At 70.4% G+C, this 24174-nt stretch carries 19 protein-coding genes; 10 read left to right on the top strand and 9 right to left on the bottom strand.

What is annotated here, in order from left to right; all coding sequences use genetic code 11:
• The first annotated feature begins 6 nt into the window (after window positions 1-6).
• The 5 genes from nirD to ACFC06_RS11210 all read left to right on the top strand — a co-directional run bounded on the left by nirD (window position 7) and on the right by ACFC06_RS11210 (window position 3876).
• Window positions 7-387 (top strand): nitrite reductase small subunit NirD, encoded by a 381-nt coding sequence (gene nirD, locus ACFC06_RS11230; protein WP_375929632.1) that lies wholly within the window; start codon window positions 7-9, stop codon window positions 385-387.
• A complete protein-coding gene (locus tag ACFC06_RS11225; RefSeq protein WP_375929631.1) occupies window positions 384-1625 on the top strand; it encodes a uroporphyrinogen-III synthase in 1242 nt (413 codons plus the stop codon). Before nirD ends, ACFC06_RS11225 begins: the two co-directional genes overlap by 4 nt.
• Window positions 1619-2365: a sirohydrochlorin chelatase gene (locus ACFC06_RS11220; protein WP_375929630.1), complete on the top strand. Its 747-nt coding sequence runs from the start codon at window positions 1619-1621 to the stop codon at window positions 2363-2365. The genes ACFC06_RS11225 and ACFC06_RS11220 overlap by 7 nt, the downstream gene beginning before the upstream one ends.
• A gap of 287 nt (window positions 2366-2652) precedes the next feature.
• A complete protein-coding gene (locus ACFC06_RS11215; protein WP_375929629.1) occupies window positions 2653-3342 on the top strand; it encodes a hypothetical protein in 690 nt (229 codons plus the stop codon).
• 84 nt (window positions 3343-3426) lie between these two features.
• On the top strand, window positions 3427-3876 hold the full coding sequence (locus ACFC06_RS11210; protein ID WP_375929628.1) for a VOC family protein: 450 nt from the start codon (window positions 3427-3429) through the stop codon (window positions 3874-3876).
• A 67-nt stretch (window positions 3877-3943) separates the two neighbouring features.
• Here the strand turns inward: ACFC06_RS11210 and ACFC06_RS11205 are convergent, their stop codons facing one another.
• Complete coding sequence (locus ACFC06_RS11205) at window positions 3944-4372, bottom strand: hypothetical protein (RefSeq protein ID WP_375929627.1); 429 nt, start codon at window positions 4370-4372, stop codon at window positions 3944-3946.
• Between the two features lie 187 nt (window positions 4373-4559).
• Between ACFC06_RS11205 and ACFC06_RS11200 the strand changes: the two genes are divergently transcribed.
• From ACFC06_RS11200 to ACFC06_RS11185, 4 genes are all read left to right on the top strand, one after another.
• A complete protein-coding gene (locus ACFC06_RS11200) occupies window positions 4560-4781 on the top strand; it encodes a hypothetical protein (protein WP_375929626.1) in 222 nt (73 codons plus the stop codon).
• Window positions 4782-4926: 145 nt separating this feature from the next.
• The gene (locus tag ACFC06_RS11195; RefSeq protein ID WP_375929625.1) at window positions 4927-7521 is read left to right on the top strand and encodes a LuxR C-terminal-related transcriptional regulator; all 2595 of its coding nucleotides are present in this window, start codon (window positions 4927-4929) and stop codon (window positions 7519-7521) included.
• A 126-nt stretch (window positions 7522-7647) separates the two neighbouring features.
• Window positions 7648-9300 (top strand): class I adenylate-forming enzyme family protein, encoded by a 1653-nt coding sequence (locus tag ACFC06_RS11190; RefSeq protein ID WP_375929624.1) that lies wholly within the window; start codon window positions 7648-7650, stop codon window positions 9298-9300.
• A gap of 100 nt (window positions 9301-9400) precedes the next feature.
• Window positions 9401-9739: a hypothetical protein gene (locus ACFC06_RS11185; protein WP_375929623.1), complete on the top strand. Its 339-nt coding sequence runs from the start codon at window positions 9401-9403 to the stop codon at window positions 9737-9739.
• Between the two features lie 4 nt (window positions 9740-9743).
• Here ACFC06_RS11185 and ACFC06_RS11180 read toward each other — a convergent pair whose 3' ends face one another.
• The 5 genes from ACFC06_RS11180 to ACFC06_RS11160 form a co-directional block, all read right to left on the bottom strand.
• Entirely contained in the window at window positions 9744-10916 is a 1173-nt protein-coding gene (locus ACFC06_RS11180; RefSeq protein ID WP_375929622.1) for an NADH:flavin oxidoreductase, read from the bottom strand.
• Between the two features lie 110 nt (window positions 10917-11026).
• The gene (gene narI / locus ACFC06_RS11175) at window positions 11027-11782 is read right to left on the bottom strand and encodes a respiratory nitrate reductase subunit gamma (protein WP_375929621.1); all 756 of its coding nucleotides are present in this window, start codon (window positions 11780-11782) and stop codon (window positions 11027-11029) included.
• Complete coding sequence (gene narJ / locus ACFC06_RS11170) at window positions 11779-12459, bottom strand: nitrate reductase molybdenum cofactor assembly chaperone (protein WP_375929620.1); 681 nt, start codon at window positions 12457-12459, stop codon at window positions 11779-11781. The genes narI and narJ overlap by 4 nt, the downstream gene beginning before the upstream one ends.
• A complete protein-coding gene (narH, locus tag ACFC06_RS11165; protein WP_375935383.1) occupies window positions 12456-14153 on the bottom strand; it encodes a nitrate reductase subunit beta in 1698 nt (565 codons plus the stop codon). The genes narJ and narH overlap by 4 nt, the downstream gene beginning before the upstream one ends.
• A gap of 10 nt (window positions 14154-14163) precedes the next feature.
• Window positions 14164-17874: a nitrate reductase subunit alpha gene (locus ACFC06_RS11160; protein WP_375929619.1), complete on the bottom strand. Its 3711-nt coding sequence runs from the start codon at window positions 17872-17874 to the stop codon at window positions 14164-14166.
• 750 nt (window positions 17875-18624) lie between these two features.
• Here ACFC06_RS11160 and ACFC06_RS11155 point away from each other — a divergent pair.
• Window positions 18625-19377: a helix-turn-helix transcriptional regulator gene (locus ACFC06_RS11155; protein ID WP_375929618.1), complete on the top strand. Its 753-nt coding sequence runs from the start codon at window positions 18625-18627 to the stop codon at window positions 19375-19377.
• Window positions 19378-19423: 46 nt separating this feature from the next.
• Here ACFC06_RS11155 and ACFC06_RS11150 read toward each other — a convergent pair whose 3' ends face one another.
• From ACFC06_RS11150 to ACFC06_RS11140, 3 genes are read right to left on the bottom strand one after another with little or no spacing between them, the layout of a single operon-like run.
• Window positions 19424-20512 carry a family 2 encapsulin nanocompartment cargo protein polyprenyl transferase gene (locus tag ACFC06_RS11150; protein ID WP_375929617.1) on the bottom strand — a complete coding sequence of 363 codons (1089 nt, stop codon included), beginning with the start codon at window positions 20510-20512 and terminating at the stop codon, window positions 19424-19426.
• Window positions 20509-21900: a family 2B encapsulin nanocompartment shell protein gene (locus ACFC06_RS11145; RefSeq protein ID WP_375929616.1), complete on the bottom strand. Its 1392-nt coding sequence runs from the start codon at window positions 21898-21900 to the stop codon at window positions 20509-20511. Before ACFC06_RS11145 ends, ACFC06_RS11150 begins: the two co-directional genes overlap by 4 nt.
• Window positions 21897-24170 (bottom strand): germacradienol/geosmin synthase, encoded by a 2274-nt coding sequence (locus ACFC06_RS11140; protein WP_375929615.1) that lies wholly within the window; start codon window positions 24168-24170, stop codon window positions 21897-21899. The genes ACFC06_RS11145 and ACFC06_RS11140 overlap by 4 nt, the downstream gene beginning before the upstream one ends.
• Between the last annotated feature and the right edge of the window lie 4 nt (window positions 24171-24174).

The raw sequence follows: 24174 nt of genomic DNA, 5'->3' as shown, positions 1-24174 counted from the left end.
AACCCGATGACCGTAATCGACACACCCACCATCACCACTCAGACCTCGACCGGCTGGACCAAGGCCTGCCGGCTCGACTTCCTGATCCCGGGCCGCGGCGTTGCTGTCCTGCTGACCGGCGGCCGGCAGGCCGCCCTGTTCCTGCTCCCCGACGGCACGCTCGCCGCCGTCGGCAACATCGATCCGTTCGGCCGGGCCGCGGTCATGTCCCGCGGCATCGTGGGCGACCGCGGCGGCCAGCCCGTCGTGGCCTCGCCGCTGCTCAAGCAGGCGTTCTCGCTGATCGACGGCCACTGCCTCGACGACGCGACCCAGTCGCTGCCGGTCTACGCGGTGCGGCTCGACGGTGGCATGGTCTCGGTGTCGAACGAACCGGTGACTTCATGACCTCTCCGATCGACAGCGGCCCCTGCCTGGCCGGCTTCACCATCGGCGTCACCGCCGCCCGCCGGGCCGAGGAGTTCGGCACCCTGCTCACCCGCAAGGGCGCGACCGTGGTCTCCGCCCCCGCCATCCGCATCATCCCGCTGGCCGACGACACCGAGCTGGAACGGGTCACCGAACAGCTCATCGCCGATCCGCCGCAGATCACCGTCGCCACCACCGGCATCGGTTTCCGCGGCTGGATGGAGGCGGCCGAGGGGTGGGGCCTGGCCGAGGTCCTGCGCGACACCCTCGCCTCGACCCGCATGCTGGCCCGCGGCCCCAAGGCCAAGGGCGCCATCCGCGCCGCCGAACTGCGCGAGGAATGGTCACCGGCCTCGGAGTCCTCGGCCGAGGTGCTCGACCACCTGCTCGCCGAGGGCGTGGAGGGCGTGCGGATCGCGGTGCAGCTGCACGGCGCCACCACCGAGTGGGAGCCGGTGCCGGACTTCTGCGAGGTGCTGCGCTGCGCGGGCGCCGATGTGGTTCCGGTGCCGGTGTACCGGTGGGAGCCGCCCGCCGACCGCGGGCCGATGGACACCATGATCGAGTCGATCGTCGCGGGCAGCCTGGACTGCGTCACCTTCACCAGCGCGCCCGCCGTGGCCTCGATGCTCATGCGGGCCAAGGAGACCGGGCTGCTCGAATCGCTGCTGCACGCGCTGCGCGGGCGGGTACTGGCCGCCTGTGTCGGCCCGATCACCGCCGCACCGCTCGAGGAACTCGGTGTGCCGACCACCATGCCGGGCCGGGCCCGTCTCGGTGCGCTGGCCCGCCACGTCGCCGAGGAGCTGCCCCGGCGCGCCAACCGTATCTACGCGGCCGGTCATCTGATCAGCGTGCGCGGTGGCTGCGTCGTCGTCGACGGCGAGGTGCGTTCGCTGGCGCCCGCGCCGATGGCGTTGATGCGGTCGCTGGCCCGTCAGCCCGGCCGGGTCGTCTCCCGCGAGGACCTGCTGTCCGCGCTGCCCGGCGGCGGTGACGACACCCACGCCGTGGAGACCGCCATCGCCCGGCTGCGGGCCGGTCTCGGCACCCCCAAGGCCATCCAGACCGTGGTCAAGCGCGGCTACCGGCTGGCCCTTGACGCCGCCGACTGCGCCGACACCCCGGTGCGCCCGCCGGTGCAGCCGCCGCACGCGGCAGGCATCGGCACCCCCGCCCGGTCACCGCGCGCGGTGCAGCCGATCGGAGTGTGGTGAGTACCGCGCGGCCGGGTGAGCCGGCCCTGGTGCTCGTCGCGCACGGCACCCGCAGCACGCGCGGTGTGGAGATGATCGCCGCGCTCGCCGAGGCGGTCGCCGTGGAACTGGGCGCGCAGGCCGAAGGCGCGGCGCCCAACGCGGCCCTGCGTACCGCCTTCGTCGACGTGCTCGGCCCCTCGCCCTCGGAGGTGCTGCGCGATCTCGACGGTCCCGCCGTGGTGGTCCCGGCCTTCCTGGCCTCGGGATACCACGTCTACCAGGATGTTCCGCGCGAGGTCGCCGAGAGCGGGCACAGCTCGGTCGCGGTGACCGCCGCCATGGGTCCCGATCCGGCGCTGGCCGCGATCATGGGCGTGCGGCTGCGCGCGGCGGGCTGGCGTCCGGGCGACGCGGTGGTCTTCGCCGCCGCCGGGTCCTCGGATTCGCGAGCGCGCCAGGATGTCCGGCGCGCGGCGGGCATGCTGGCCGAACAGCTCGGCGCACCGGTCCGCATCGCCTACGTGGCCACCGGTTCGCCCCGGGTGCCCGAGGTCGTCGCGTCGCTGCGCGAGACCGGGGCGCGCAAGGTCTTCATCGCCTCGTACCTGCTCGCGCACGGCCTGTTCCATCAGCGCCTGCACGACGCGGGCGCCGACGGGGTCGCCGAGCCGATCGGCGTGCATCCCGAGGTGGTCCGGCTGATCGCCGACCGCTACCGCACCGCCGCCCGCGAGCTGGTCCGCGCCCGCGTGCGCTGACCGGCCGGCGGGGCGGTGTCCGCGGGGTGGACCTCCGGCCGCCGGGCAGCCGGTGTCGGTCCCGGCCGATAGAGTGGGCCGGACTTCACCAGGAGGGGGCCAAGACCGTGCCGGATTCGTCGGCAGACCACAAGCATCCGCACACCGGGGATGAGCTGACGTCGTACCCCGACGCGGTCCCACCGCCCGCGGTCGCGTCCCACCCGCCCGCTGGTGCGGCCGTGCCGCTTCCGCCCGCCGGGGGAGTCCCTTCGGGAGCGATCCCGGCGCAGCCGTACCCAGCGGCGGTGCCTGTGGGGGCGGACCCGTACGCACCCGTCGCGGCGCCGCATCCGGGTGCGGCACCCGCCCAGCCGTACGCGCCCGCGGCTCCGTATCCGGGGGCGATGCCGTCGCCGTATCCGGCTGCCGCACCGTATGTGGACCCCGCGTACCAGGGCGCGCCCTACCCGGGCCTGCCCGGCGGACCCGCGGTCCCGCGTGTGGTTCCGCCGAGTGTGCAGAACGCCTTCTACCTGATGCTCGCGGGCGCGGTCGTCACCCTGCTCTCGCTGGTCTACTCGTTCACCATCCTCGACCAGACCCGCGGCGAGGTGCTGGATTCGACCGGCGGTGTGGTGCGCGGGTCCGATCTGGATCTGCTCATGTCGGTGACCGTGGGGTTCAGCATCGTCACCTCACTGATCACCGCGGGCCTGTGGGTCTGGATGGCCTTCGCCTGCCGCGCGGGCAAGAACTGGGCCAGGATCACCGGCACCACGTTCTTCGGGATCAATGTGGTGATGTTCCTGTTCGGCCTCCTCACCGCGATGCTGAGCTCCGGGCTCACGCTGGTGTTCCTGTTCTCCGGCGTCGGAATCGCCATCGGGCTCGCGGTGGTGATCCTGCTGTGGAGCGGCCGGTCCAAGGAGTTCTTCGCGCCGGCCCCCGTCGGTTACGCCCCCTATCCGGGCTATCCCGCGACCGGGCCGTGGTGAATTCCGGCGGATGTGTCGAAAGCGGGAGGACGGCTCCGACCGAAGGGTGACAGTCAGCCGGAACTCATCCCCCAGGAGCACATCATGTCCGTCACGACCTTCCTCTGGTTCGACGCCGACGCCGAAGCGGCGGCCCGCCTCTACACCTCCACGGTGCCGAACTCCCGCGTCACCGAGATCACCCGCCAGGGCGACGGCACCGCCTTCGTCCTCGAGCTCGACCTCGACGGCCACGCCGTCACCCTGATGAACGGCGGCCCGGGGCATCCGCACAGCGACGCCGCGTCACTGCAGGTCATCGTCGATTCCCAGGCCGAGCTCGACCGGATCTGGGACGCGCTCACCGAGGGTGGGGCGCCGGGCCCGTGCGGCTGGCTCACCGACCGCTTCGGTGTCTCCTGGCAGGTCGTGCCCACGGTCCTGCCGAAGCTGATGGGCGGGGAACCCGAGCGGGTCATCGCCGTGGGCACCGCGCTGCGGTCGATGTCCAAGCTCGACATCGCCGCCCTCCAGCGGGCCTACGAGGGGGCCTGACCCCCGAAACGACGACGGCCGCCGCGGATCGGTAGTCCGCGGCGGCCGTTTCGGCGGGGGAGGGGAGTCAGCCCGCCGAGCCGGTCAGCAGTCCGCCCAGATCGGCCGAACCGGTTCCGCCGCCGCCACCGGGGGTGGTGGGCTTGGCCGAGACCTCGACGGTCACGGTCTTGGAGCTGATCAGCTCCTGCACGGCCTTGATCTCGTGGGTCCCGGTGGTGGTCGGGGTCCAGGTGATGGTGGCCTTGCCGTCGGAGACCGACACCGGCTCACCGATCTGGGTGCCGTTGTCGGAGAAGGTCACCTTGAACAGGAACGAGGTCGCGGTGACGTCGGCGGTCACGGTGTAGGACGTGCCCACGTAGTGGGTGCTGCCGCTGACCGTGATGCCCTGGACGAGGGCCGAGGCCTGCGGTGCGGTGAGGACCGCCGCCGCGGCGACCGCGGTGAATGCCGTGAAGCCGAAACCGGCCCGGCGCGCCTGATAGGTCTTCATGTGTGTGCTCCTGTTCGCGCTGACCACTGCTGTGGTGTCGCGACAGTAGCGAGCCGTTTCACCCACTGTCCCGGAAACAGAAAAACACATGTTTAAAAATAATTCCGGCCGGGCACGCGCAGGTGGCACCCGATTTCACCCGGAGGGGGTGAGGTGCGCGATCCGACCGGCGCCGACACTGGGGAACATGTCGACGTCCGGACCTCTCCGCTATCAGTTCGTCATCGAGGGCGAACTCACCGAGCGCGTCCTCGCGGCATTCCCGGAGCTGCGCCGCAGTTCCCATTCGGCCACCGGAACCACCACCCTCTACGGCGTCGTCGCCGACAGCACGGCCATGCGCGGCGTGCTCGCCCGCCTCGACACCCTCGGCCTCACCCTGCTCGGCATGTCCCAACTGCCCGACTGAGCAGCCCGCCGGCGATGGCGTCGATCTGATAACGAGCCCGCGCTCAGGCCCGTACGGGCAAACGCGCAGCCTCCGATTCGCCTACCGTCGATCTCGGCGATCGCACGCGCGCAGCGCGGTGAACAGCGAGTTCAGGAGGGTGCGGATGACCACGTCGTCGGATTCGCTGGATCTTCGCGGTGGCAGCCCGGCGGTAGCTGTGAGCGGGGCGACGATCCCGGAACTGTCCTTCGCGCCGGTGCGCTGCCCGGCCGCGAGCACCCGGCTGGACCGCGCGCTGGCCTGCGGCGGCACCACCGTGCTGCTGTGCGGTCCGGCGGGCAGCGGCAAGACCGTCGCCCTGGTCGACTGGGTGACCCGCGCGCCGCGCACCAGGACGATCCCGGTGGCCTGGCTGTCGGTCATCGATCACCCCGACGACCTGCTGTCGGCCCTGGCCGGCCTGCTCGACCCCTCGCTGGTGCCCGACGGCGCCCTGCGCACCCCGGCCGACCGCGCCGCCGACCTGGTCGCGGCCCTGGCCGCGGGTGGCCCGGCGATCCTGGTCATCGACGACGCCCATCTGCTCACCGACCCGCTGGAACTGGCCGCGCTGGAGTACCTGCTCGCGCACCTGCCCGCCCACGTCACCGCGCTGGTCGCGGGCCGTTTCGATCCGCCGCTGCGCTGGCACACCCTCGAACTGGCCGGGCGGCTCACCCGGATCGGTGGCGCGGAGCTGGCGCTGTCGCCGGAGCGCGTCGCCCAGTTGCTCGCCCAGCACGGCTGCCGCCTCGACGAGGCCGACCTCGCCGTGGTGCACACGCTCACCCGCGGCTGGGCCGCGCTGGTCCGCATCGCCGCGATCTATCTGTCCGCCAACGCCGAGGACCGCGACACCGCCCTGACCGCGCTGGCCCGGCCCTCGCACGCGGTGGCCGATTTCCTCGTCGCCGAGCTGCTCGGCTCGCTGCCGCCGGCGACCCTGGACTTCCTGCTCGCCACCGCGGTGCCCACCCAGTTCTGCCTGCCGCTGGCCGAGGACCTGGTCGGTGAGGACGCGGCCCGCATCCTCGACGACCTGCTGCGCGCGAACTTCCCGCTGCACACCGTCGCGCACGGCGGCGAACTCTGGCACACCTATCACCCGCTGCTGCGTGCCTACCTGCTCGCCGAGGGCGCGCACACCCGCCCCGAGCGGGCCCCGGTCCTGCACCGCCGGGTGGCCGGGTGGTTCGCCGCGGCCGCCATGCCCGCCCCGGCACTCGAGCACGTGCTGGCCGAACCCGGCGCCCCCGGGCTGGTCGCGTTCCTGCGCGACTGGGGGTTGCGGATGGTGCTCGACGGCACCGGCCAGCTGCTGCTGGCTGCCGTCGAGCATCTGCCCGAGCCCGCCGAGGACACCTATACGCGGCTGCTGCGCGCGGCCGTCGCGGTGGAGGCGGGCGATATCGCCACCGCCGAGGTGTACCTGGAGGCCGCCCACATCGGCGCGGGCCCGGAGTCGCGGGTCGTCCCGGCCGCCTGGATCGACGCGCTCGACCGGGCGGTGAGCGCGGGTGTCGCGGTGCTGGTGGGGGATTCGTCGTCCACGCGGTGGCCGCTGCCCGCGGTGACCGGTCAGCCGGATCTCGACTGCTACGCGGGCCTGCACTGCGGCATCGCCGGGATCAGCGCGCGCGAGATCGACAGCGGCACCGCGGCGCTGCGGCACGCGATCGTGCACGCCGAGGAGGTGGGTCTGGGCCGGGTGGTGGTCCGCGCCAGGACCGGGCTGGCCCTGGCGGCGGGCATCGCCGGGCGGATCGGCGAATTGCGGTCGCTGGCCGAGCAGGCCGTCGAGAGCGCCGCGCGCTACGACCTGTCCGGTGAGGCCGGGCTCGCGCGGGTGGTCGCCGCGTACGGCGCCTACCAGCAGGGACTCGATTTCCCGCGGCCGCTGCCCGGCATGCCCGCCGCCGAGCGCGAGATCTGCCTGCCCGCGCCGCTGCGCCAGGCCGGCCTCGTCACCGCCCTGCTGACCTTCCCCGACGCACCCGACCGCGCGGCCGCCGCGACCGCGCTGAGCAGGCAGCTGCACCGGCTGCTCGACGAGGCCCCGGCACTACTCGGCAACGGCCGCGCCACCCTCGACGTGCTGTGGCTGCTGCTGCGCCTGCAGGCGCGCACCGAGGCGCAACAGCTGGTCGAGCACGCCATCCGGATGCTGGGCGCGACCCCGGAGACCGCGCTCGCCGAGGCCGGCCTGGCCGTCTACACCCATCGCCCGGCCGCCGCGTTGCCGCTGGTGGAACCGCTGCTCGGCCGGGTGCCCCCGGATCTGTCCGGCGCCGGTGTGGTCACCGGATGGCTGCTGGTCGCGGTCGCCGCCGACCGGCTCGACCGCCCGCGCAAGGCCGACGAGGCGTTCGAGCAGGCACTCACCCACGCCTGCGCCGAACGCCTGGTACGCCCATTTCTCGATGTGCCGGGCGCCCTGGAGGTGCTCGACCGTCTCGGCGGCCGCTTCGGCCGGTTCGACGCCTTCGTCGATCTGGTGCGCGCCCAGCGCGGCGCCACCGAGGGTGCCCCGCAACTCACCGAGACCGAACTCGTCGTACTGCGCCAGCTGCCCTCCGGGATGACCGCCATCAATATCGCGAGCGACCTGGGCGTCTCGGTGAACACCGTGAAGACCCACCTGCGCGGCATCTACCAGAAGCTGGGCGTCAACGCCCGCGCCGAGGCCATCGCCACCGCCAGGGGCCTCGGCCTGCTCTGACCCCCGGCATCTCGCGGAGTCGCCGGAACACGGTTACCGGGTGCGTTACGCTGTGGCTCGCGTCACTCGGCCGGGTCGGCGACCGCGGTCCGTGCGACGCGCCGCGCGACCCCGATGGAGCAGAGCATGACCGATGTCGTAGACCCGCAGCAGCTGGCGGCCCAGGTCGCCGCGGGCCTGACCGCGCCCGGCGCTCCCTTCGAGCTCACCGTCGAACCCGTGCTCGGCGTGCCGATTCCGGTGCTGGCCCACCGTAGCCGCAGCTTGCGCGCACTGCTCGAACACTCGCTGCGCTGGGGCGAGCGCGACTACCTGGTCACCGAGGACCGCCGCCTGTCGTTCACCGAGCACGCCGCCGCGGCCGGGGCGCTGGCCACCGCGCTGGCCCGGCGCTACGGCGTCGGCAAGGGCGACCGGGTCGGCATCCTGGCCGCCAACGGCCCCGACTGGGTGATCGCCTTCTGGGCCGCGCAGTGTCTGGGCGCGATCCCGGTCGGCTACAACGCCTGGTGGGCCCCGCCGGAGATCGCCTACGGCCTCGCCCACACCACCCCGAGCGTCGTGATCGCCGACGCGAAAAGGGCCGCGCGCCTGGCCGAGACGGGGACAGCCATCCCGGTGCTGGCCATGGAGACCGACCTGCCCGCGCTGCTCACCGAGTTCACCGGTGCCGAGATCCCGGAGACGCCGGTCGCCGAGGACGATCCGGCCGTCATCCTCTACACCAGCGGCACCAGCGGCAAACCCAAAGGCGTGGTGCACTCGCAGCGGAACATGGTGGCCGTCAGCGACTATCACCGTTTCACCGACGCGATGCTGGCCGCCTTCACCGGGCAGCCGCTCGGCGAGGGCCCCAGCGAACGCCGCTACCTGGTGACCGCCCCGCTGTTCCACATCGCCAGCCTGCACAATCTGGTGATCCCGCGCCTGGTCACCGGCGCGGCGGCGGTCTTCCCGCACGGCGCGTTCGAGCCCGGCCGGGTACTGAGCCTGGTCGAACGCGAACGCGTGACCAACTGGGCCGCGGTACCGACGATGGCCTCGCGCCTGCTGGAACACGATGTCGCCCAGCACGATCTGTCCTCGCTGACGGCCCTGTCGCTCAACTCCGCGCCCACCTCACCCGCTCTGCTGGCGGCCCTGCGCGCGAAACTGCCCACCCTGAACCTCTCGCTCACCACCAGCTACGGCCTCACCGAGAGCGGTACCGCCGCCACCGTCGCGACCCCGCCGGACCTGGCCGTCGACGACGCCTCGGTCGGCAGGCCGATCTTCGGTGTCGAGGTGCGCATCCGCGACACCGACGGCACCGTGCTGCCCGACGGCACCGAGGGCGAGATCTGCATCCGCAGCCCGTACGTCATGCTCGGCTACTGGAACGACGACGCGGCCACCGCCCGCGCCATCGACGGCGAACGCTGGTTGCGCTCCGGCGATTTCGGCACCCTCACCGACGGCAGGCTCACCGTCTCCGGCCGCCGCACCGACCTCATCCTGCGCGGTGGCGAGAACGTCTACCCCGTCGAGATCGAGAACGTCCTGACCGAGCACCCCGCCGTCACCGAATGCGCGGTCTTCGGCGTCGCCCACCCCGACCTGGGTCAGGAGGTCGCGGCCGTGGTGGTCACCGAGCCGGGCACGGTCGACCCCGCCGACCTGCGCGCCTTCGTCGCCGCCCGGCTCGCCCACTTCAAGGTCCCCGTCCACTGGCGGCTCACCGCGGAACCGTTGCCGCGCAACGCGACCGGCAAGGTGACCCGCCGCGACCTCGCGGTATGAGCGCGGCCGACACTCGGCGCGCGGCGGCCCCGTGTGCGGCCCCGGCAGCCTGATCTGCCACGCTCACCGGTGACCCCGTCCACCGCCGAGAGGATGCGACATGCCGGACGCGAACCGGATCACCTGGGGCAAACCCCGCAAGCCCAGCGACGCCGACCGTGCCGCCCTGCGCGCCGACCTGCTCGCCGAGGCCCGCGCGGTGCGCGCCGACGGCTGGGCCGCCCACCGCGACACCTGGCCCGCGGGCCGGGTAGCCGTCGTCGCCTACCTGCTCGGCGACACCGAGATGCTCACCGACCTCGAGGAAACCGACGCGACCGTGCTGAGCCGCTTCGCCGCCGACCTGTTCGGCTTCGTCGGCGGCCGCAAGGACAACGAGAAGGGCCTGGTCGAGACCCAGTCCTGGTTCGCCGCCGTCCGCGAGGAACTGGGCGCGTAGCCGCTCACACCGGGGCGTCGGTGCGCAATACGCATCGGGTGGTCGAGTAGATCGTGGGCATGCACTCGTTGCAGTGCGTACACAGCGAGCGGGTGTCCGCGTCGGTCCGCCAGCGCCGGATCAGATCGGGTTCGCGCAGCAGCGCGCGACCCATCGCCACGAAATCGAAACCGTCGTCGAGGGCCTGCTGGGCGGTCGGGCGATCGGTGATCCCACCGAGCAGGATCAGCGGCAGCGAGAGCTCGGCGCGGAAGCGCGCGGCCTTCTCGGCGAGATAGGCCGGGCGATAAGGGTATTCGCGCAGGAACTGCTTGCCGACCAGCTGGAACCCCCAGCGCACCGGCACCGGCAGGGTCTTGGCGAAGTTCTTGCGTGGCGCGTCCCCGCGGAAGATGGCCATCGGGTTGAGCAGCGAACTGCCCGCGGTGAGTTCGATGGCGTCGACCGCGCCGTCGTCCTGCAGCCAGCTCGCCACCTGCAACGATTCCTCGATCGGGAACCCGCCGCGCACGCCGTCCTCCATGGTGAGCTTGGCCGTCACCGCCATCGTGTCGCCGACCGCGTCGCGCACCGCGCGCACCAGTTCCCTGGCCATCCGCGCCCGGTTCACCAGCGGCCCGCCGTAGTCGTCCCGGCGCCGGTTGAGCATCGGGCTCAGGAACGAACTCGCCAGATAGTTGTGCCCGAGATGCACCTCGACGGCATCGAACCCCGACTCCTTCGCGAACCGTGCCGCCCGCGCGTGCGCCGCGACCACCTCCGCGATCCCGAGCGCGTCCGGTGTCTTGGTGAACCGCATCCCGAGCGGATTGAACATCCGGCTCGGTGCCAGCGCGGGCGCCCGATTGGACTTCGCATTGGCCACCGGCCCGGCATGCCCGAGCTGTGCGCTCACCGCGGCCCCCTCCGCGTGTACCGCGTCGGTCAGCCTGCGCAACCCCGGCACCGCCTCCTCGCGCATCCAGATCTGATGCCGATCGGTCCGCCCACCCGGCGCCACCGCGCAGTACGCGACGGTGGTCATCCCGACCCCGCCCGCGGCCACCTCCCGATGGAACTCCACCAGCTCATCGGTCACCAGCGCGTCAGGCGTGCGCCCCTCGAACGTGGCCGCTTTGATCACCCGATTGCGCAGGGTGAGCGGACCGAGAACCGCCGGTGCGAGGACATCGCTCATGCGCAAAAGTGAAACACGTTTCAGTTCGGTCCGGCAAGGGGTGCGGCCCGCTCAGTGGACGGCGAAACCCCGCCGGGACCGGGTCCGGGCGGGGTTTCGCGGGGTGCGACCTACCAGCGGTCGGGCGTGACCGGGGCGTCCCAGGCTTTGGCGAAGCGGGTCTTGTCCTTGGTCTCCACTTCCTTGCGGCGGTAGACGATGTAGGGTCGGGTGAGGTAGCCGATCGGCGCGCTGAACATGTGCACCAGGCGGGTGTAGGGCCAGGCGAAGACCAGGGCCAGCACGACCAGGCCGTGCAGCTGGAAGGTCCACGGGACACCGACCATCAGGCCCGGTTCGGGGTTGATCGAGAACAGGCTGCGGAACCACGGCGAGACGGTCTCGCGGTAGTTGTAGGTGCCCCACAGCAGGTTGGAACCCCAGGTGTTGAGCAGCCCGGTGACCAGCGCCAGCGTGAGCAACGTGTACATCAGGACGTCGTTGCGGCTGGTGTTGGTGCGCACCGACGGGATGACCACGCGCCGGTAGCACAGGATCGCCACCCCGGCGACCACCATCAGCCCCGCCACCGAGCCCGCGCCCACCGCCAGCAGGTGGTAGGCGTGCTCGGAGATCCCCACCGCGTGCGTCCACGACTCCGGGATGAGCAGTCCCATCACGTGCCCGAAGAACACCCCGAGCATCCCGAAGTGGAACAGCGGGCTGCCCAGCTGCAACAGCTTGGACTCGTAGATCTGCGAGGACCGCGTCGTCCACCCGAACTGATCGAACCGGTACCGCCAGACATGGCCCAGCACAAACGATGTCGCGGCGATGTAGGGCAGGATCAGCCACAGGCCTTCGGGAACGGGAATCGTGGCGTTCATCGGCGGCCTTCCGTGGCGTCGAACAGCGAGGGGTCCATGGCGAAGGGTTCGAGTCCGACCTCTTCCTCGGGCGGGCCCTGGGCGGCGAGTTCGGAGATGCGGCGGCGGTCGGCGGTGGTGACCGGGGGCAGCGTGGTCAGCACCGCGGCGAGCGCCCCGGCGTAGGGAGAGTCGTTGTCGCCCAGCGACAGTCGCAGCAGTTCGAGCACGGGCACGTGCTCGCCGAGCAGGCGCTCGCCGCCGACCGGGTCGACCGTGGCGGCGAACTCCAGCAGCACCGGCAGGTGGTCGGGCAGTTCCTCGTCGCCGAGTTCCACGCCCGCCTGACGGTAGGCGTGCTTGAACCGCAGCAGCGCCATCCCGCGCTTGCGGGTGTCGCCGTAGGCGTAGAAGGTCAGGTGCAGGCTGGCGCGGCGGCGCAGGTCGAAGGTCTCGACATAGCGCTGCGCCACCTCGATCGACGGGGTCTCGCGCAGGTAGTCCAGCAGGCCCGTGAAGTGCGCGCGCACCTCCTCGGGCAGCTGCGCGGCCGCCGCCGACACCCGGTCGAGCAGGCCGAGGGTCTGCTCGCCGGGGTAGTCCAGCAGCAGTGCCGCCAGCCGCCACACCATGCGCCGGTCGTGTTCGGCCAGCGCGGTGACCGGCTGGGGCCGCCTGCGGATCGAGAGCAGGCTCATGGCGCCACTCCGCTGACGGTGGAGCCGGCCACGGCAGCGCCGTTGCTGCCGTTGCCGTTGCTCGCGGCGCCGTTGCCGCTGCTCCCGTTCCCGTTGTGCCCGTTGCCGTTCGCGGTGGGCACCAGGCCGCTGGTGTTGCGTCCGTCCCAGTTGAGCAGGTTTATCCGCCCCGACTTGTCCTCGGGCGCGGCCTGATTCGTGTCGGCCAGCGAGAACTTCTCCACCACCTGGTCGAACGCGGTCATGCCGGGCCCGCCGTCGGTGTCCAGGCTGCACCCGGTCGCCAGCGAATCCAGTTCGTGGGCACGGGAAGTCGCGCCGGTGGGGATCACGTAGCGGTGCTCGTACTTGGCGATGGCCAGCAGCCGGTACATCGCCTCGATCTCCTCGGGCTCGAGCCCGATCGAGGGGGCGATGTGCTCGGCGGGTTCCTCACCGAGGTTCACCGACCGCATGAACGCGCGCATCCCCGCCAGCCGTTGCAGCGAGGCGCGCACCGGCCCGATCTCCCCGGCCGTGAACAGCTCGGCCAGGTACTCGATCGGGATGCGCAGCGCGTCGATGGCGCCGAACAGGTTGCCCGCGTCCTCGCCGTCGTGCCCGGTCTCAGTGAGCACGTCCACCACCGGCGACAGCGGCGGCACGTACCAGACCATCGGCATGGTGCGGTATTCCGGATGCAGCGGCAGCGCCAGCTGGTAGTCCACGATCAGCTTGTAGACCGGCGAATCCTGCGCGGCGGCGATCCATTCCGGCGAGATACCGGCCTTCTCCGCCTCGGCGATCACGCGCGGGTCGTGCGGGTTGAGGAACACCCCGAGCTGCGAGGGGTACAGGTCTTTCGGGTCGGTCACCTGGGCCGCCTCGAGCACCGCGTCGGCGTCGTAGAGCATCACGCCGATGTAGCGCAGCCGCCCGACGCAGGTCTCCGAGCACACCGTCGGGATGCCGACCTCCACGCGCGGGTAGCAGAAGGTGCACTTCTCGGCCTTGCCCGTCTTGTGGTTGAAGTAGATCTTCTTGTACGGGCAGCCGGTGATGCACTGGCGCCAGCCACGGCACTTGTCCTGGTCGACGAGCACGATGCCGTCTTCCTCGCGCTTGTAGATCGCGCCCGACGGGCACGACGCGGCGCACGAGGGGTTGAGGCAGTGCTCGCAGATGCGCGGCAGGTAGAACATGAAGGTCTCTTCGAACTCCAGTTTCACCTTGTCCTCGAGCTTGCCGAGCAAGGGGTCCTTGCCGACCGCTTCGGGACCGGAGCCGAGGTCGTCGTCCCAGTTGGCACCCCAGGTGACCTTGGTGTCCTGACCGGTGATCAGCGACTTGGGCCGCGCGACGGGGGTGGTGTCGGTGGGCGGGGAGGCCAGCAGGTTGTCGTAGTCGTAGCTCCACGGCTCGTAGTAGTCCTCGACCGTGGGCAGGTCCGGGTTGGCGAAGATGTTCATCAGGCGCTTGAACCGCGAGCCCGACTTGAGGGTGAGCTTGCCGCGCTTGTTGAGCGTCCAGCCGCCCTTCCACTTCTCCTGATCCTGGTACTGGCGCGGATAACCCTGTCCCGGACGGGTTTCCACATTGTTGAACCAGACGTATTCGGTGCCGCCACGGTTGGTCCACGCCTGCTTGCAGGTCACCGAGCAGGTGTGACAGCCGATGCACTTGTCCAGGTTCATCACCATGGCGAGCTGAGCCATTACACGCATGTCAGTACTCCACGTTCTGGTTACGTCGACGGATCGTGGTGACCTCGTCGCGCTGGTTTCCGGTGGGCCCGTGGTAGTTCAGGGCGAAGGACTGCTGGGCGTAGCCGCCGATCAGGTGCGAGGGCTTGATCAGCACCCGGGTCAGCGCGTTGTGGATACCGCCGCGCTTGCCCTTGGCTTCCTTCGTGGTCGCCTCGGTGCCCTCGATGCGCGGCACGTCCACCGCGCGGTCCTGCGCGTGGTACATGAACACCGTGCCCTCGGGCATGCGGTGCGAGACGATCGCGCGGGCCACCACGATGCCGTTGCGGTTGGTCGCCTCGATCCAGTCGTTGTCGGCCACCCCGATCTTGGCGGCGTCGCGATCCGACATCCAGATCGTCTGCCCGCCGCGCGAGAGCGTCAGCATGTGCAGGTTGTCCTGGTAGGCCGAGTGGATCGACCACTTGGAGTGCGGGGTCAGGTACCGCACGGTGACCCCGCCGCCGGCCACATTGCCGATCGACGGTTCGCTGAACAGCGCGGTCATGTCCAGCGGCGGCCGGAAGATCGGCAACTGCTCGCCGAGTTCGATCATCCAGTCGTGGTCGAGGTAGAAGTGCTGACGCCCGGTCAGGGTGTGCCAGGGCTTGCTGCGCTCGACATTGATGGTGAACGGCGAGTACCGGCGCCCACCGGACTCACTGCCCGACCATTCCGGCGAGGTGATCACCGGAACCGGGCGGGCCTGGGTGTCGGCGAAGGTGATCTGCTTGCCCTCGGCCTCGGCGGCGAGGTCGGCCAGTTCGGTGCCGGTGCGCCGTTCCAGCGCCTCGAAACCCTCGACCGCGAGGCGGCCGTTGGTGGTGCCCGACAGCGCCAGGATGGTCTCGGCGGCGAAGGTGTCCTTGGCCAGCGAGGGCCGCCCGGCCGCGACGCCGGAGACCACGGTGCCGTTCTTGCCCGCGAGGTAGGTCACCTCTTTGTCGGGGTAGGTGGTGATGCCCTTGGTGGTCACGCCCAGGGTGTCGACCAGCGGGCCCAGCGCCGCGAGCTTCTCGGCGATCTTGGTGTAGTCGCGTTCGATCTGCACGATCTTGGGCATGGTCTTGCCCGGAATCGGTTCGCACTCACCGGCTTTCCAGTCCAGCACCTTGCCGCCCGCCTGCGCCAGCGCGTCGGGGGAGTCGTGCTGCAGCGGCACCGCGACGATGTCCTTGCGGGTGCCCAGGTGCTTCTCGGCCAGCCAGGAGAACCCGCGCGCGATCCGGTGGAACGCCTCGAAGTCGGTCTTGGCCTCCCACGGCGGGGAGATGGCGGGGGAGAAGGCGTGCACGAACGGGTGCATGTCGGTGGAGGACAGGTCGTGCTTCTCGTACCAGGTGGCCGCGGGCAGCACGATGTCGGCGAACAGGGTGGTGCTGGTCATGCGGAAGTCCAGCGCCAGCAGCAGATCCAGCTTGCCCTCGGCGCCCTCCTCCCGCCATTCCAGTTCCTGCGGGCGCACGCCGGTGGCATCGGTGGTCTGCAGGTTCGAGCCGCAGCCCAGCAGATGCTTCTGGAAGTACTCGTTGCCCTTGCCGGAGGAGCCGAGCAGGTTGGCCCGCCAGACGGTGAGCACGCGCGGGAAGTTCTCCGGGGCGTCGGGGTCCTCGCAGGCGAAGCGCAGGTCGCCGGACTTCAGGCCGTCCACGACGTGCTCGCCGGGTGTCTTCCCGGCCTGCTCGGCCTCGTCGGCGAGGTCGAGGGGATTGCGGTTGAAGGTGGGGTAGCTCGGCATCCAGCCCAGCCGCGAGGCCAGGGCGATGTTGTCGGCGGCGGTGCGCCCGGCGAAGGTGCCCTTGCCCAGCGGGGAGGCGAACGAGTCGGAGGTGAACGGGTCGTAGCGCCACTGGTCGTTGGTGAGATACCAGAACACGGTGCCCTGCATCTGCCGCGGCGGACGCTGCCAGTCCGCGGCCGAAGCCAGTGTGGCCCACCCTGTTACGGGACGGCACTTCTCCTGGCCGACGTAATGCGCCCAGCCGCCACCGTTCTTGCCCTGGCAGCCGGTGAGCAGCGTGAGGGTGAAGAAGGCGCGGTAGATCTGGTCGGAGTGGAACCAGTGGTTGGTGCCCGCGCCCATCAGGATCATCGAGCGACCGCCGGAACGTTCGGCGTTGTCGGCGAATTCGCGCCCGATGCGCGCGGCCTGCACGGCGGGCACGCCGGTGATGCGTTCCTGCCAGGCCGGGGTGTAGGGGGAGTCGGCGTCGTCGTAGCCCTTGGCCCACTCACCCGGCAGGCCGTCGCGGCCCAGGCCGTACTGCGCCAGCAGCAGGTCGAACACGGTCGTGACCCGCTTGCCCGCGACGATCTTCGTCGGCACGCCGCGCAGGATGGTCTGGGCGGTGTCGGTGTCGAAACGCGGCAGCGCGATCGTGGCGGGGGCGTCGTCGGAGTGGCCGAGCAGGGTGAGCAGCGGGTCGACACCGTCGAGGTCGAGATTCCACTTGCCCGTGTCGCCCTCGCCGAAGCGATGGCCGAGGGAACCGTTGGGCACCACCGGATTTCCGGCCTGATCCAGCAGCACGGGCTTGTGCTCGACACTCTCGCCCGTATGGCCCAGGTCGGCGGCGGTGAGGAACTTGCCGGGCAGAGCGCCCTGCCGATCCGCCGCCTCGTCGAGGCAGATCAGGTAGGGCAGATCGGTGAAACGCTTGATGTAGTCGGTGAACATCGGCGTCTGCTTGTCGAGGAAGAACTCCTTGAGCACCACGTGCCCCATCGACATCGCCAGTGCCGCATCGGTTCCCGGGCGCGCGGCCACCCACTCGTCGGCGAACTTGGTGTTGTCGGCGTAGTCGGGCGAGACCACCACGACCTTCTGGCCGCGATAGCGCGCCTCGGTCATGTAGTGCGCGTCCGGGGTGCGGGTCACCGGGACGTTGGAGCCCCACATGATGAGATAGCCCGCGTCGAACCAGTCGGCCGATTCCGGCACGTCGGTCTGGTCGCCGAACACCTGCGGCGAGGCCACCGGCAGGTCGGCGTACCAGTCGTAGAACGAGAGCATGTAGCCGCCGAGCAGCGAGACGAACCGCGCGCCGGTGGCGTGGCTGACCATCGACATGGCCGGGATCGGCGAGAACCCGGCGACCCGGTCGGGCCCGTACTTCTTGATGGTGTGGACGTGCGCGGCCGCGGCGATCTCGGCGGCCTCCCACCACTCGGCGCGGACGAAACCGCCCTTGCCGCGCGCGGTCTTGTAGGTCTTGGCCTTGACCGGGTCCTCGACGATCGACTCCCAGGCCAGCACCGGGTCCTTGAGCTCGGTCTTGGCCTTGCGGTACAGATCCAGCAGCGCGCCGCGCACATACGGGTAGCGCACGCGGGTCGGGGAGTAGGTGTACCAGGAGAACGAGGCGCCACGCGGGCAGCCGCGCGGCTCGTACTCGGGCTTGTCCGAGCCCACCGACGGATAGTCGGTCTGCTGCGATTCCCAGGTGATCACGCCGTCCTTGACGTAGATCTTCCAGGAACACGAGCCGGTGCAGTTCACGCCGTGGGTGGAGCGCACCACCTTGTCGTGCGACCAGCGGTCGCGATAGAAGGCGTCGGCGTCGCGGCCGCCCACCTTGTGCACCGACCGGTGGTCGGCGGAGACCTCGCCGCGCTGGAAGTACTTACCGAGGTTCAGCAATGTGTCGCCGAAATCGGTGGGCGACGGACCATGAGTGCGCGAATTAACCACGACGCCCCCTTCGAGCTGTGCAAATCGGGCTGTTGAGGGCAACTGTAAAGAGGGGCGCTGATCCCGCAAAACCAACTTTTCACATCCTCGTTCGGGCTGCTGTGAGGTGTGAGGTCGGCGAAATCTCGTGGTCACGGGCGGGCCGCGGCGCCCGCCCGGCGAATCGGGGCCGACCAGGGTGAATGGGCGGCGAGCAGGCCCGACGCGGCTGCCGGGGAGCATGACCCCGGCTCCGCGGTGATGCTTCGGAAACGCTTGCTTCTCGGGCGGTTTACATTTGTTTACACAGCCGGGATGCCCGCTGAACAGGCCCGATGTGACGCCCCGCACATCGCGGCACCCGGTGCGCGGCGCCCGCCGGGTGCCTGTCGGGAAGGCGGATGGCCGAGGTGGGTGGTGGTGCGCGCCGGTGTTCGCGACGCCGTGATCGGGGTGGGCGTGGTCATCGGCGCGGGTCCGGCGGCCGGGTACCGGCGCGGAATTCTATAGCATTGCCGGAGGGAAGAATTGAAATCCTTTTAATTCGGTCCGGCGCACGGCATTTCGTGACCGGGCGCACAGTTGCCCACCGTTAACTACCCAAATGGCGGCGCGTCAATATAAAGAAACTGCATCTTTTCCGTTCGGTGCGTGGATCATGGTTGAACCGTCATCCAGGATTGGCCCGTGCAGACAGGGAGGGTTGGGGTGATACCGAAGTCGACGTCCGACGGTCCGGCGGGTCCACCGAAACCGCCGACACTCGGGGGGTTGCTGCGGCGGCTTCGCGACGATCGGCGGATTTCGCGGGAGAAGCTGGCCTTCGCGGCCGGGGTCAGCTCGAGTTACATCACACATCTGGAAAGTGGGGACCGCGATCACCCCACGCGTGCGGTGGTCGAAGCCTTGGTTCGCTATCTCGACCGGATCACGCCGGTCAGTGATATCGAACGCAGGCATCTGTTCGATCTGGCCGGGCTGGCACCGGTGGACAATCCCACCGTCGAGGACCTGCGCGCCGAGATCACCGCCGAGATGCGCCGCACCCTGGCACTGCAGGAGCCGGATCTGGCGGCCTACGTCGACACCCGCTGGAATGTGCTCGCGGGCAACGAATCCTACGATCGCGCGTTCCCCGGTCTGGTCGAGGACGTCAACATCCTGCGCTGGTTCTTCGGCAATCCGCTCTCGCGCAAGGTGATGGTGGAGTGGGAGACCGAGTCCACGCTCACCGTGCACTGGCTGCGCGGGCTGATCGGCCAGCAGGGCGGCGGCGACTGGGCCACCGACCTGCTCGACGAACTGGCGCAGTACCGCGACTTCCGGCGGATCTGGGACGACGGCGACACGGTGTACGGCCGCGAGCACACCGCCATGCGGCTGTGCGATCTGCACACCGGGGAGTACTACACCGTCGACGTCCAGCTCTTCCGCCTCGACTCGGTCGCCTACCCCGGCCGCATCCAGTACTACCTGGGCGTTCGCGGCCCCGATGCCGCCGGTCCGCACCCCGCCCGGCCGTGAACCGGGGGCCCGCGAACGCCCGTCCCCGTGCTCGCTGTCGCCGCGGTCAGCAGTCCCTGTCGGCGGCCAGTGCCGCGAGCAGATCCAGGTCGGCCATGGCGTCGGCGTCGGTCCCGATCCCGGAGATCGTGGCCATGGCCTCCTCGTACAGTTGCCTGGCCTGGCCCCTGCTCCATGCGCGGCCACCCGCCGCTTCGACCAGGTCGGCGGCCCGAACCAGTTCGCCGTCGTCGAGCGGATCCTCGCGCAGGTAGAGCTCGGCCAGGGCACTCGCCTCGGGCGTGCCGGAGCGCAGCGCGAACACCACCGGCAGCGACTTCTTGCGGCTGCGCAGATCGGAGAACACCGACTTGCCGGTGACCCGCGGATCACCCCAGATGCCGAGCAGGTCGTCGGTGTGCTGGAAGGCCCGGCCGATGCGCCTGCCGAATTCGCGCAGGCGCAGGATCTCACCGGAATCGGCGTTGCCGAAGAGCCCACCGAACGCGGCCGAACACCCGAACAGCGCCCCGGTCTTGCGGTCGACCATGGTGAGGCATTCCTCGACCTCGACATCGCCGCGCTGCTCGAATCCCAGGTCCGCGCACTGGCCTTCGACCAGATGCAGCACCGAGCGGCTCAGCAGCGTCGACGCCTCGACGATCGGTGTGCCGGGTGCTCCGGCCAGCAGGGAGTAGGCCTGGGCGAGCAGCGCGTCACCGGCGAGGATGGCGGGCCCGATCCCGAAGGCCGTCCATGCGGTCGGCCGGTGCCTGCGGGTGGTGTCGCGGTCCATCACGTCGTCGTGCAGCAGCGAGAAGTTGTGCACCAGTTCCACCGCGACGGCCGCGCGCACGGCGGCCGCCTCGTCCCCGCCGGTCAACCGCGCGGTCGACAGGACCAGCGCCGGGCGGATCGCCTTGCCGCCGTCGTGGCTTTCCGGTCGTCCACCGCGATCCCACCAGCCGAAGTGGTACCCCACGATCGTGCGCACCATGGCGGGCATCGTCTGGACCGAGCCGTGCAGGGTGGCCGCGCAGTCCTCCCGACAGCGTTCGAGCACGTCGGCGGCCGTGCGCGCGCGTGGCGCGACGGGCGGCGGCGCCACCGGGGTCGGTGGCAGGACCGGGGCGGTCACGGGCTGTGGCGTGCTCATCGGTTCACCTGCACTTCGGTGAGTGCACCCAGGGCGTCCGGAACCAGCACGGCCGCAGCGTGATTGGCGCTGATCAGATAGGAGGCGATCGCCCGGTCGTCGATCCCGGTGAAGCGGACGTTGATGCCTGGTTCGACCTCGTCGGGCAATCCGGTCTGGCGCAGGCCGATCACCCCGTCGTCGGATTCACCGATCCGCATGGCCAGGATCGTGCTGGTCCCGCTCGGTGAGATCGGGATCTTGTCCGAGGGCAGCAGCGGCACATTCCGCCACGCGTGCACCGTCTTCCCCTCGATGTCGGTGTGGTCCGGGTACACGCCGCGTTTCGTGCACTCGTGACCGAACTGCGCGATGACGCGGGGATGGGCGAGGAAGAACGCGGTCTTGCGGCGGCGGGCCAGCAGCCGATCGAGATCGTCGGGAGTCGGGCGGCCGGTGGCCGAGCACAGCCGCTGGCTCGGGTCCACGTTGTGCAGCAGCCCGTAGTCGTGGTGGGTCAGCAGGTCGCGTTCCTGCCGTTCCCGCAGCGCCGCCACCGACAGGCGCACCTGCTGGTCGAGCTGGTTCATCGGCTTGTTGTAGAGATCGGTGACCCTGGTGTGGACCCGCAGCAGCAGCTGCGCGACGCTCAGCTCGAGTTCGCGGGGATGCTGGTCGTAGTCGACATAGGTACCCGGCAGGGTCGGTTCGCCCTGCTGGCCCGACAGCATGCCGATGGTCGCCTGACCGTATTTGTCGGCACCGGCCTGTTCGGCGGCCACGACGGGCCCGACCCGCTCGATATGGGCGGCCAGGCGCGGGTTCCCGGCACACACGGCGTCGAAGTCGGTGCGCGGCAGGGCCAGGACGGTGCAGGCGGTGTTCGCGGTGGCGGTGTACTCCCAGATCGCCTGTCCGCCGAGCAGGGTGGCGGCGCCGAGCTGGCTGCCGTCGTCGAGCACGTCGAGCTGGACCTGCTGACCGTAGTCACCCGGGCCGGTGAGCACGACCCGGCCGTGGGCCACCACATAGGTCGCGTCGATCTCGTTGCCGAACTCGCAGATCGTCTCGCCCGCGGCGAACTCGCGCTGGGTGAACAGCTGGGCGAGTTCGCGCAAGGTGTCGTCGTCGTCGAAGTCGCGCAGCGCGCGCAGTTCGCGCAGTTCGGCCGGGACCACCTGGTACCGGCCCCCGGCCAGCGTGCAGGTGAGGTAGCCGTCCCCGACGGTGTAGGTCAGGCGGCGGTTGACCCGGTAGGTTCCGCCGTCGACCTCCACCCAGGGCAGCATGCGCAGCAGCCATCGGGGGGTGATGCCCTGCATCTGCGGAACGGATTTGGTGGTGGTCGCCAGGGTGCGAGCGGCGGCGACGCCGAGTGCGGTGGCCGGCTGCGCGGCGGTGCTGGTCACGGAGTGGTCCTTCCCTGCGAGGTGGCGTGGGCGGCGACGAGGCCGGGGCGGGCGGCGGCGGTGCCGAGGCCGGAGGGCCCCCACGCGCGGGTGGAGTGGGTGAGGGCGGGCGGTCGTCCGCTCGCCGGGTGGCGCAAGTGTTCCGGGCGGTAGCGGCTGGTGCCGCGATGCCAGTGCAGGATGCCCGCGATCCAGTCACGCAGTTCGTCGATGTAGCCGGCCAGTGCGGCGCGTGCGGTGTCGTCGAGGCGGTGGTGTTCGATCAGGACGGGCAGTTCGTCGTCGACGAGGCGCTGGAACTGCCGCATCCTGGCCCGCATCAGGTCGTCGACGATCGTCGCGGCGACATCGCGGTCGCAGTCGAAGAACGACTCGACCACCAGGATCGCGTTGTGCAGCTCGGCTTCGTACTCGATCTCCTTCTGATACGAGAAGAAGTCGTTGATCAGGCAGCCGTAGTCCTGCGCGGCGTGTTCGATACCGCGCAGGGTGGTCGACTCGAAGACCGCGTCGGGGACGAGGCCGCCGCGCGCGAGCTTCGACAGCGCGATCGTCAGATCCGAGCCGAAGGTCCGGCGGCGCATCTCCAGGTAGTCGACCGGATCGGGCACCCGGTGCTGGATGTGGTTGGCCAGCTCCCACAACCAGCTCTCGGTCATGGATTCCACCGCCGCCCGGAAGGTGGCGCGGGCGGCCGGCGACATCGACCGGGCGGTGCGCGACCACAGATCGGCCAGGGACAGCTCCAGCGGATTGACCGGTGTCCCGCTCTGGTGCAGATCCAATGGCATGAACGCCGACAGTCTGGTGTTGCAGACCTTCGCCGCGGCCATCGCGGCCGCACCCTGGGTAGGTGGGAAGACGGCGGGGAAATAGTCGTCGCCCCAGGTGCCCCAGGTGAGCCATTGCGCCGACAGCGTCAGCGTGTCGGCATCGGCGTCGGGGTCCAAACCCGCCGAGCACAGGGCGAAATCGAAGCCCGCCGTGTCCTCGCGCGTCCACAGGCGCCGCCCGCCGAGCTCGGGCAGCGGCTCGTGGAATCCCATCCGCTGCGCCCAGTCGATGCTCGCCGAACGTGCCACCGGCAGGTGCGGTGACAGGCTCAGCGCGAACGGCACCTCGAAGTCCGGCAGGGGCAGGGGACCGCTGCGGCGCAACGGAACCCGCGCGTGACTGCGCGCCCCGCCCGGCCCGGCCAGCCCCTTCCAGAAACCGGGCCTGGCCAGCTCGGTACCGATCCCGTTGGGACCGAACGACTTCGGGCCCTTCGCCGCGGCACTGTTCATGTACCGGTTCGACCGCAGATGCCATTCGTGGCCGCCCGACTGCCAGTCCTGGAGCCCCTGCGCGTAGGACAGCGTCGCCGCGACCTGCACCGCGTCGAGCCCGTGTTCGGCGAACAGCGGCGGCAGCTCGGTCAGCACGGTGTTCTCGAACTGGTGGATCCGCGAGGTGAGCTGGTCGTTGACGATCTCGGCGGCCCGCTGCGGCGAACAGCCGAAGAACCGCTCGACCACCAGGACCCCGTTGTTGACCTCTCCTTCCTCCTCGGTCTCGCGCTGATACGAGAAGATGTCGTTGCGCAGGTGCACCGCGTCGGAGAAGGTGTCCTTGAGCACGCGCATCGGCCGGGTGCCGACGACGGCTTCGGGAATCTCGATGCCGCGGGCGTATTCGACGAGATCCGCCGACCACGGCGCACCGCCGACCCGGCGCCGCATCTCGATGTAGTCGATCGGATTGGGAATCCGGGCGGTGTTGATGTTGCCGATCTCCCAGACACAGTCGAGCAGCAGATTGCGGGTGCTCTCGCGAAAACGTTCGCGCCAGCACTGCGACATCGACGGCACCGTCCGCGTCCACAGGTCGGCCAGGCCGCTCTCGTCGGGGTTGGCCGGTTGCGGCATGGCGGCACCGTCGGGCGGCATGAAGGTGGCCAGGCGGTCGAGATAGCGCCGGGCGCCGTCCATGTCGCCGGTGCGTTTGAACGCGTCGAGGAAATGGTCGTCGAAATAGAAGACCCAGGTGTACCAGTCGGTGACGGTGTCGAGCACCGGCGCGTCGGCGTCGGGATGGGTGTAGGCGCACAGGCCCGCGTAGTCCATGCCGTCGAAACTCGCTTCGTCCCACACCACGTCGCCACCGACGGCCTCGCCGAGCATGCCCATCTCGTAGGCCCACTGTTTGGTATGTGCCCGTGCCTGTTCCACGTGCGCGTTGAGCCGCGCGGGATGAGCGACGTAGAACTCGGGCAACACGAACGGCTGCACGGTC

Origin of the sequence: Nocardia sp. NPDC056064 (genome assembly GCF_042266925.1) — a bacterium.
Taxonomy (GTDB): Bacteria; Actinomycetota; Actinomycetes; order Mycobacteriales; family Mycobacteriaceae; genus Nocardia.
The sequence above is the reverse complement of the archived record's forward strand: the minus strand, read 5'-3'. Positions and strand labels throughout refer to the sequence as shown.